The sequence below is a fragment of the Rubrivirga sp. genome (assembly GCF_049648075.1).
In the GTDB taxonomy this organism is placed as follows: domain Bacteria; phylum Bacteroidota; class Rhodothermia; order Rhodothermales; family Rubricoccaceae; genus Rubrivirga.
Map to the genome: position 1 here is coordinate 21,639 of NZ_JBARYR010000232.1, position 9,167 is coordinate 30,805.

Here is a 9,167-nt window from a genome sequence, read left to right on the forward strand (position 1 = left end):
GGAGAACTCGCTCGTCAGGAGCCTCGCCGCCTGCCGATCTACCCGGACGCTTTCGGTACGGTTGACCAGCACTGAGCCATACGTGCCTTTGCTCATCCAGCCCTACACAACTGAGCGAAGGCCATCACTCGTCGGGCGCCTGGGTCGTCGTCTCGGCGTACATCGGTGCTGGCGCCATCTCTCCAATGCGAGCTCCTTTGGCCGATGGAGTGTGACGCACGGAGTCAGTTCGCCGCCGTGAAAGACATACGGCGGCTCCTGGCTCCGCTCCATCCGCGAACCCTTCCATCTGGAGGCAGACCGAGAGGCAGCGCAGCGCGACCCCGGCCGCCGCGCCGAAGACGGACAGCTCGTCGGGTGTCAGCTTCTCGATGCCAAACTCGAGCGTGACCGGCGCGTCCTCGAGGGCGCGGACGTCGAGCGAGGCACAGGCATGGGCACACGAAAAAAGGGCCGGCGGGCGCCACGACTCATGCCGCACGCACCGCCGGCCCAATGTAGAGGGCTCGGGTCGCCTCGGGCGAGCTAGCCCAGGTTGTCGACGAGCTTCGCCAGCCGTCCCTTCTCTCGGGCGGCACGGTTCGGATGGACCACGCGGCGACCCGCCAGGCGGTCGAGCTGAGCCTGGGCCTCGCGGAGGAGGGACTCGGCCTGTGCCTGGTCGGTCTCGGCCTCCAGGGCCTTGACGAGCGTGCGCAGCCGGACCTTCTGGTATCGGTTGCGGAGGCGACGCTTGGCGTCCTGGCGGACGCGCTTCACGGAGGACTTATGCTGTGGCATGGAAAGAGGCTGGCCGTTCGGGGCCGTACGAGGACGGCGCAGGGGTTCAAGAGCCGGGTAAGTTAGAGGGTTGCCCGTGCGCTCGCGTGCAAATGCGGCGAACTAGAGCCCCCTATCGCATCCCCTTTAACCCGTTCCGTGACCGATTTTCTCCGCGACCTGTTTGGGCGCCCCGGCTCGGCTCGGACCGTGATCGTGATGGAGCCGGACACGATGAGCACGCCTCGCCAGTACGAGGTGAGACCCGGGTACGCACTCTACGCCGGCGTCATCGGCATTGTGGTGATGGGGGCTGTCGCGGTCGCAGCCATCTTGCTGACGCCGCTCCGAGGGTTCGTCTTCGGCCCGGGCACGGGAGAGCTGCGTGGAGTCGCCGAAGCGAACGCGCAGCGCGCCGCCGCCCTCGAGGACTCGCTCGCGCTCCAATACCAGCAGATGGCCCAACTCCGAGCCATCATCACCGGAGACATGGACGACATCGCGACTCTCGACCCGACAGCGTTTGCGCTGCCCGATGACGACACCGCGCCGCTACCAGAAGGGGAAGCCGCCGGTGGAGATCACGCGCAGCCCGCGATCCCACTCCGATCCATGCCGGCCTCGAGTGGAGGTCGAGACGTGCGGGGTGCCGAGCGGTACCTCGAAGGCCTCCGCGTACCCGCGCTCCCCCCTGTCGATGGAATGACCTCGAGGGGGTTCGACGCGGCGCGCGGTCACTTCGCGATCGACCTGGCGGCGACTCGCGGGACCGCGGTACGAGCCTTCGCGGACGGATACGTCGTGTTCGCAGACTGGACGAGCGACGGCGGGCATTCGATGGCGGTCCAGCATCCGGGCGGCTACCTTTCCGTCTACAAGCACAACAGTCGGTTGCTCAAGCGCGTCGGGGAGCGCGTGCGAGCCCGCGAGTCCATCGCCCTGAGCGGTGACTCGGGACGGATCACGTCGGGGCCTCACCTCCACTTTGAGGTGTGGCGCGACGGTCTTGCTCAAGACCCAGCTGCGTTGCTTTCGGCTCAATAGACACCCGCCTCATGGCCCTTTTTCGTTCTTCGAGCTCCACCACCACGCAGCCGACCCCGATGGCAAAGACCCGGACCGCTACCCCCACCAACCCCGCCGAACAGCACAACATCATCGGAGCCTCGACGACGGTCGAGGGCACCGTCCGATCCAAGGGCAACGTCAACGTGTCCGGCACCGTCAATGGCAACGTCGAGGTCGACGGCCGGACGATAGTGATGCCGGGCGGCGTCGTCGAGGGCGAGGTCTCCACGACAACCGCCGAGATCGCGGGGACCGTGCGTGGACGCATCACCGTTCGCGAGCGCTTGGTCTTGAAGGCCTCGGCCGTCATCGAGGGCGACATCGTGACGGACAAGCTCGTCGTCGAGGACGGGGCCACGTTCAACGGCGAGTGCCGGATGGGCCAAGCGGCCAAGGACACGTCCTCGAGGGACCGCTCGCCCAAGCGCAACGCGTCGGAGTCGGACGCCAGCTTTACCGTCGTTTCGGGCGACGCCTAGCCGTGGCCAAGCGCGACCCCTGGGCCGACCGGCCGGACCGGTTCGACCGCGCCGACCGCGAGTGGGCGCAGAAATGGGCCGCGCCGAAGGACGACCTCGAGGACGGGGATGAGGCCGGCGAGGGTCCAGGCGCCGGTTATACCCCGACCAAGTCAACGCCGGGCGTCGTTCAGGACGCCTACGGCGACGGGATGCGAGCGGCCGGCCAGCACATCGGGTTGGGCGCCCAGATCGGCGGATCGATGCTCCTCTTTGTCGGTTTGGGAATCGCGGCCGACCGGTGGCTGGGGACGGAGCCGTGGGGCGTGATCGTCGGGGCCGCCCTCGGCCTGGTCGGCATCGTGACGCTTGTGATCCGGGTCGCGAACGGGGAAGGAAACGACTAACCGCCCTCGAGGACGCAGCGGCCTCTCGCGAGGCTCCGGTCGTCCTCGAGGTCGGTGTTCTCGTGGTCGCTTGTCTTCATCTTCACCCCGCCTTTGGTGAGCCTCAGCAGGCGCCCGGCTAGCTTGGCCGTCCTTCGCTCCGCTCCCCCGGACCCGCCCGGCCGTCTCCCCCCGATGACCGTCCCTGCCAGCCTCCTGATCGGCGCCCTGTTGGGCGCGGCCAACGCGGTGGCCGCGGTGTGGACGGCCCGACGTGCGGAGCGCCTCGACTCAAACCGGGCCTTGCACTTGGTCCTGGGTGGAATGGGGATCCGGCTCCTGGTGGTCCTCGCGGCGTTCGCCGTCGTCCTCGTTTTTGTCGACGTCCACCGGATCGCCTTCGTGGCCGGCTTGGGCGTCACGTTTGTGGCCGGCATGGCTGCCGAAGTCCTCTTTTTGCTCTCTCGGCCCTCCTCGGAGCGGCCCACGGCCGACGCCTAGATGTCGATAGTATCGCGCTTCATCTTGGTCTTGGCCCTCGCGGTCGTCGCCGTTCCAGCCCACGCGGCCGACGGCGTCAAGCTCGACGCCGTCGGTCACACGGCCGACGGTAATTACCTCGACTTCGAGCCCGCTGGCAAAATTCAACTCCCCCGGCTGTTCGTCGTCCGGGGCGAGAGCGGCCTTCGGCTGGACGCCTACTGGACCTCGAAGGCCGCCGTCGCCTCGGGCGACTACCAAGTCGCTGGGGCCAGCGTGACCGCCGACCTCGAGGACGGAGACCTCGTGGCCCCGGCTCCAGAGGCGGTCGAGGCCCTTCCGGTGTACAAGTCCAACTTGGTCCCGGCCGAAGGCGAGGTCGTGATCGACCTGTCCATCACGCGGCACTTGGTTTGGGCGTTGCTCGCCATCGCGATCGTGCTCGGGCTCTTCTTGCCCTTCGCCGCCAAGTACAAGCGCGGAATCGGCCGGTCGACGGCTCCGAGGGGGACGTTCCAGAATCTGATGGAGACCTTCGTCGTCTACGTCCGCGACGAGATCGCCCGTCCCAACATCGGAGACAAGTACGAGCGGTACCTGCCGTACCTCCTGGCGTCGTTCTTCTTCATCTTGGTCGCCAACCTCATCGGGTTGGTCCCCTTCGGGGCGACGGCCACGGGCAACATCATGACGACCGTCGTGCTGGCCCTGTTCACGTTCGTGATCACGCAGTTCGCCGGCACAAAGGACTACTGGATGCACGTGCTCTGGCCGCCCGGTGTCCCGTGGTTCGTCAAGCCCATCCTGGTCCCGATCGAGATCCTGGGTTTGTTTACCAAGCCGTTCGCGCTCGCCGTCCGCTTGTTTGCCAACATGGCCGCGGGTCACCTGGTGATCCTCAACCTGATCGGGCTCATCTTCCTGATTGGCGCGATCAACACGACGGCGGGCTGGCTCACGACGGTTCCGGCCGTCTTGCTCACGGCTGGCGTCTACATCTTGAAGGTGCTCGTCGCCTTTATCCAGGCCTACGTGTTCACGCTGCTCTCGGCGCTGTTCATCGGCATGGCGACCGCGGAGCATGAGCACGACCACGACCATTCCGAAGACCACGGCCTGACGGCCCACGACGTCGCCGTCTCCCAGTCCAACGGCCAAGCTGACCACAAGCTGCATGAGCGGACGGTCGGCTCGGAGGCCGCGCTCTCTCCCGCTTAACCGATAGCCGCGGCGCTCGCCGCGTTTTGGGCGCCACTCGCCCACCCTCGACTTTCCCTCACCCCACACTCGTTATGGACCCCATCGGACTCGGTTACCTCGCCGCCGGCCTCGGTGCCGGCCTCGCCGTTATCGGTGCTGCCCTCGGCATCGGCCGTCTCGCTGCCGCCGCCCTCGAGGGCTCGGCCCGTCAGCCCGAAGCGGCCGGCGACATCCGGACCACGATGATCATCGCGGCAGCCCTCATCGAGGGCGCGACGTTCTTCGGCCTGGTCGTCTGCATCCTGATGGCGGTGGCCTAGCGCGACCGGGGCGCCCTCCCGGCGCCTTCTCGTCCGCCCCAGCATCGTTGGGGCGGGCGTTTCCTGTACTCCCACGCTCCCGGACCGATGCCGTTCGTCCTCGCCGCCGACCTCCTGTCTTACAACGCAGGTCTGGCCTTCTGGATCACGATTGCCTTCGGGCTCATGTTCTTCGTGCTGGCCAAGTTTGCCTTTCCGGCGATCTTGGGCGGTCTCAAAGAGCGCGAGACGACGATCGAGGAATCGCTCTCGCGTGCCGAGCGAGCCAATGCGGAGGCCCAGGCCCTGCTGGCTCAGAACGACACGGCCCGCCGTGAGGCCGAGGCCCAAGCACAGACCATCTTGCGGGACGCCCGTGAGGAGGCCACGCGGCAACGCGAGGCGGCCAAGTCTGAGCTGCGCGACGAGCTTACCGCCGAGCGTGAGCGGGCCACGGCCGACATCCAACTCGAAAAGCAGCAGGCCCTGGCCGAGCTGCGCTCCGAAGTCGCCGCGCTTGCTGTCGGTGCCGCCGAGAAGATTCTCCGGAAGGAGATCGACGCCACCGAGCAGCGTGGGCTGGTCGACCGGTTTATCGCCGACCTGCCTCAGAACTGAGAGGGATAGGGAATAAGGGACGGTTCTCTTGACGCCCTCGTCCCTCCGTCTCTCAACCCCTCCATCCCTCCAGACATGGACCCCGTCGCTCGACGCTACGCGCAGGCACTCGCCCAGGAGGCCCAATCCCAGGGCGTCCTCGAGGACGTCGACGTGGACGTGGACCTGCTCCATGCGACCTTGGAAGGGTCGCGCGACCTGCGCCTCGTCCTCGAGAGCCCGATCTACTCCCAGGAGAAAACGCGGGCCGTCCTCGAGGGCGTCTTCGGCAGCAAGGTCTCGGCCTTGACGTCCAAGTTTCTGAATCTGCTGGTCCAGAAGGAGCGCGACGGTCAAATCCCGTCCGTCCTCGAGGCCTATCGCCAGCTTCGCGACGACCGTCTGGGCGTCATCGAGGCATCGGTCAAGACGGCTAAGCCGCTGGCGCCCGAGCAGATGACGGAGCTCCAGAAATCGCTCGAGGCCCGTGCCGGCAAGACCGTGCGGATGCGCTACGAGATCGACCCGTCGCTCGTCGGCGGGCTCGTCGTCCGCTTGGGCGACGTCGTGTTCGACCGGAGCGTCAAGCACCAACTCGAGATGCTCCGCGACCAGTTCGCCGAGCGTGCCCAGATCAGCCTGAACTAACTCGCGCTCCGAAGCCGCGTCCTCGAGGACGACCGAGCGCACACCGACTCCAACGACATGGCAACCGCGATCCGACCCGACGAAGTGACCGCCGTGCTCCGCGAGGAGCTGGGCAACTTCTCTTCCGAGACCGACACCTACGAGGTCGGCACCGTGCTCCAGGTGGGCGACGGCATCGCCCGTCTCTACGGGCTGTCCAAGGTCCAGGCCGGCGAGCTCATCGAGTTCCCGTCGTCCGGCGTGACCGGCATGGTCCTCAACCTCGAGGAGGACAACGTCGGTGCCGTGCTCTTCGGCAACGCGAACGACGTCAAGGAGGGCGACGAGGCTCGCCGGACGGGCCGCATCGCGTCCATCAAGGTCGGCGAGGGCATGCTGGGCCGCGTCGTCGACCCGTTGGGCAACCCGGTCGACGGCAAAGGGCCGATCGCAGGCGAGCTCTTCGAGATGCCCATCGAGCGCAAGGCGCCGGGCGTCATCTACCGTGAGCCGGTGACGGAGCCGCTTCAGACGGGCATCAAAGCCATCGACGCGATGGTCCCGATCGGTCGCGGCCAGCGTGAGTTGGTCATCGGCGACCGCCAGACGGGCAAGACGGCCGTCCTGGTCGACACCATCCTGTCGCAGAAGACGACGCACGGTGCCGGCGGGAGCCCGGTCTACTGCATCTACGTCGCCATCGGCCAGAAGGCCTCGACGGTCGCGACGCTCCAGGCCGCCCTCGAGCGCTACGGCGCCATGGAGTACTCGGTCATCGTGAACGCGCCAGCCTCGGCGCCGGCGCCGTTGCAGTTTATCGCCCCGTTCGCGGGCGCCTGCATCGGTGAGTTCTTCCGCGACACGGGCCGCCACGCGTTGTGCATCTACGACGACCTGTCGAAGCAGGCCGTCGCCTACCGTGAGGTCTCGCTCCTGCTCCGTCGCCCGCCGGGCCGCGAGGCGTACCCCGGCGACGTCTTCTACCTTCACTCGCGGTTGCTCGAGCGCGCGGCCAAGATCACGGCCGACGACACGATTGCGAAGGACATGAACGACCTGCCCGAGTCGCTCGCGCCGCTCGTCAAGGGCGGAGGATCCCTCACGGCGCTCCCGGTCATCGAGACCCAGGCCGGCGACGTCTCGGCCTACATCCCGACCAACGTGATCTCGATCACCGACGGTCAGATCTTCCTCGAGTCGAACCTGTTCAACGCGGGTGTCCGCCCGGCCATTAACGTCGGCGTGTCGGTCTCGCGAGTGGGTGGCAACGCCCAGATCAAGGCGATGAAGAAGGTCTCGGGCACCCTGCGCCTGGACTTGGCTCAGTACCGCAACCTCGAGGCGTTCGCCAAGTTCGGCTCCGACCTCGATCCCGCGACGCAGCGCCAGCTCAACCGTGGCGCCCGCTTGGTCGAGGTCCTGAAGCAGGGCCAGTACGAGCCGGTCCCGGTCGCCGAGCAGGTCGCCATCATCTACGTGGCCGGTCAGGGCCTGATCGACGACGTCCCGGTCGATCGCGTCCGCGAGTTCGAGAAGGAGTTCCGCGATGCGCTCTCGCTCAAGCACAGTGCCGCCCTCGAGGCCGTCGCCACGTCTGGCAAGATGACCGACGAGGCGAAGGCTGCCTTCGAGCAGGAGGCCAAGGACCTGGCGACGAAGTACACCGCGTAGGTGTTGGGGTCTGGGGGTTAGGGATTGGGGAAATGCCCTCGACCTGAACCCCCAAACCCTAATCCCCAACCCCTAAAACCATGGCCTCTCTGAGAGACATTCGCAGCCGGATCGGCTCGGTCAAGAACACGCAGCAGATCACGCGGGCCATGAAGATGGTCGCGGCGGCCAAGCTGCGGAAGGCCCAGGAGCGGATCTTCTCGGCGCGGCCCTACGCGTTCAAGATTCGCGAGATGATCGGTCACCTGCGGGCCGGCCTCGACGTGGCGACGCACCCGCTGTTCGAGGAGCGCGAGGAGGTCGAGGGCGCTCTCTTGATCGTGGTGACCAGTGATCGCGGCCTGGCGGGCGCGTTCAACGCGAACCTGCTCAAGGTCGCCGAGGCGACCATCGCCGAGCGCTTCCAGGCGCAGCGTGATGCCGGCACGCTCAAGATCCTGGCCGTCGGACGCAAGGCGCACGAGTACTTCGGCAAGCGCGGCTTCGACCTGGTGGGCGACTACCAGGGCGTGTTCAACGACCTCAAGTTCCCGCTCGCGGGTGAGGTCGTAGACATCGCCGTCGAGGGGTTTCTGGACGACGAATGGGACGTGGTCGAGGTGATCTACAACGAGTTCAAGAACACGATCACGCAGAACCGCGTCGCCGAGCAACTCCTTCCGATCCCGGCCGAGACGTTTTTTACGCCGGTCATGGAGGAGTCGGCCGACGTGGACAGCAGCGCCCTCGAGGACGAGGAGGTCGAGTACATCTTCGAGCCGTCCGCCGAGGTGTTGCTCGAGCGGCTGATCCCGGAGTACCTCCAGTACCAGTTGTGGCGCGCGCTCCTGGAGTCGAACGCGTCGGAGCAGGGCGCGCGGATGGTCGCGATGGACAACGCGACGACGAACGCGGGCGAGCTCTTGAAGGACCTCAAGCTGACCTACAACCGCGTCCGCCAGGCGGCCATCACGACGGAGATCATCGAGATCTCGTCGGGCGCCGAGGCCCTGGCCGCGAAGTAGCTCCGTCCTCGAGGGCGCGGCCGTCCTCGAGGTCGAGCCTTTAGGGGCAGGCTGCGCCTACTCGCTTTCCAAGGCGTCGAGGTAGCGGGCGACGTCGCCGAGCGACGGGACGTACCGGGCGACTCCGGCCCGGTCGACGACGTAGTAGTTCGGCGTCGCGGCAGAGCCGAGGGCGAGCGAGACGGACCGGTCGACGTCGTAGACGACGGGCACCGTCATCTCGCGGTCGTCGAAGAACGTGTCCTCGAGCGGGTCGTCGTGGGACACCACCGCCACGCGTGCGCCCGTCCCGTCGAGTTGCCGATGGAGAGCTTCGATGGCCGGCGCCGCCTGGATGCAGCCGCCGCATCCCGCCGCGAACGTGAGCAGGACTGTCAGCCCATTCGGGGCCATGACAGAGTTGACGGTTACCCGTTTGCCCGTTCGGTCGGCGACCCCAGTCGACCGGTCGAACGAGAACGGGTCGGACTGGGCGAGGGCCCAGCGGCGGGCGTCCGACAGTGCGGAGAACGTGAGACGGTCCCAGTCGTCAGCGCCGACGAGTGCCCGTCCACGGGTCTCGATCTCGCCACGCGACTCGGCGCCGGGGTCGACGGCGACTCGGGCCAACGCCTGGGC

General features: G+C 67.1%; 12 protein-coding genes. 10 read left to right on the forward strand and 2 right to left on the reverse strand.

Annotated features, from left to right (window positions below):
* Positions 1 to 525 precede the first annotated feature (525 nt).
* Positions 526 to 780 (reverse strand): 30S ribosomal protein S20, encoded by a 255-nt coding sequence (gene rpsT, locus WBA11_RS06840; protein WP_424519956.1) that lies wholly within the window; start codon positions 778 to 780, stop codon positions 526 to 528.
* A gap of 138 nt (positions 781 to 918) precedes the next feature.
* On the opposite strand from rpsT, the gene WBA11_RS06845 reads away from it, so the two are divergent.
* The 10 genes from WBA11_RS06845 to atpG all read left to right on the forward strand — a co-directional run bounded on the left by WBA11_RS06845 (position 919) and on the right by atpG (position 8,549).
* The gene (locus WBA11_RS06845) at positions 919 to 1,803 is read left to right on the forward strand and encodes a M23 family metallopeptidase (protein ID WP_424519957.1); all 885 of its coding nucleotides are present in this window, start codon (positions 919 to 921) and stop codon (positions 1,801 to 1,803) included.
* 59 nt (positions 1,804 to 1,862) lie between these two features.
* A complete protein-coding gene (locus tag WBA11_RS06850) occupies positions 1,863 to 2,306 on the forward strand; it encodes a bactofilin family protein (protein WP_424519958.1) in 444 nt (147 codons plus the stop codon).
* 2 nt (positions 2,307 to 2,308) lie between these two features.
* On the forward strand, positions 2,309 to 2,692 hold the full coding sequence (locus tag WBA11_RS06855; protein ID WP_424519959.1) for an AtpZ/AtpI family protein: 384 nt from the start codon (positions 2,309 to 2,311) through the stop codon (positions 2,690 to 2,692).
* A gap of 174 nt (positions 2,693 to 2,866) precedes the next feature.
* Positions 2,867 to 3,172: an ATP synthase subunit I gene (locus tag WBA11_RS06860; protein WP_424519960.1), complete on the forward strand. Its 306-nt coding sequence runs from the start codon at positions 2,867 to 2,869 to the stop codon at positions 3,170 to 3,172.
* Entirely contained in the window at positions 3,173 to 4,369 is a 1,197-nt protein-coding gene (gene atpB, locus WBA11_RS06865; protein WP_424519961.1) for a F0F1 ATP synthase subunit A, read from the forward strand. It begins immediately after the preceding gene.
* A 74-nt stretch (positions 4,370 to 4,443) separates the two neighbouring features.
* Entirely contained in the window at positions 4,444 to 4,671 is a 228-nt protein-coding gene (gene atpE, locus WBA11_RS06870; protein WP_424519962.1) for an ATP synthase F0 subunit C, read from the forward strand.
* An 87-nt stretch (positions 4,672 to 4,758) separates the two neighbouring features.
* Positions 4,759 to 5,268 carry a F0F1 ATP synthase subunit B gene (gene atpF, locus WBA11_RS06875; protein ID WP_424519963.1) on the forward strand — a complete coding sequence of 170 codons (510 nt, stop codon included), beginning with the start codon at positions 4,759 to 4,761 and terminating at the stop codon, positions 5,266 to 5,268.
* A 75-nt stretch (positions 5,269 to 5,343) separates the two neighbouring features.
* Positions 5,344 to 5,895 carry an ATP synthase F1 subunit delta gene (gene atpH, locus WBA11_RS06880; protein WP_424519964.1) on the forward strand — a complete coding sequence of 184 codons (552 nt, stop codon included), beginning with the start codon at positions 5,344 to 5,346 and terminating at the stop codon, positions 5,893 to 5,895.
* Positions 5,896 to 5,952: 57 nt separating this feature from the next.
* Positions 5,953 to 7,545, forward strand: coding sequence for a F0F1 ATP synthase subunit alpha (atpA, locus tag WBA11_RS06885; RefSeq protein ID WP_424519965.1), 1,593 nt, complete (start codon positions 5,953 to 5,955; stop codon positions 7,543 to 7,545).
* A gap of 80 nt (positions 7,546 to 7,625) precedes the next feature.
* The gene (gene atpG / locus WBA11_RS06890; protein WP_424519966.1) at positions 7,626 to 8,549 is read left to right on the forward strand and encodes an ATP synthase F1 subunit gamma; all 924 of its coding nucleotides are present in this window, start codon (positions 7,626 to 7,628) and stop codon (positions 8,547 to 8,549) included.
* Between the two features lie 57 nt (positions 8,550 to 8,606).
* Here the strand turns inward: atpG and WBA11_RS06895 are convergent.
* A partial coding sequence (locus WBA11_RS06895) for a peroxiredoxin family protein (RefSeq protein ID WP_424519967.1) occupies positions 8,607 to 9,167 on the reverse strand: 561 nt, incomplete at its 5' end.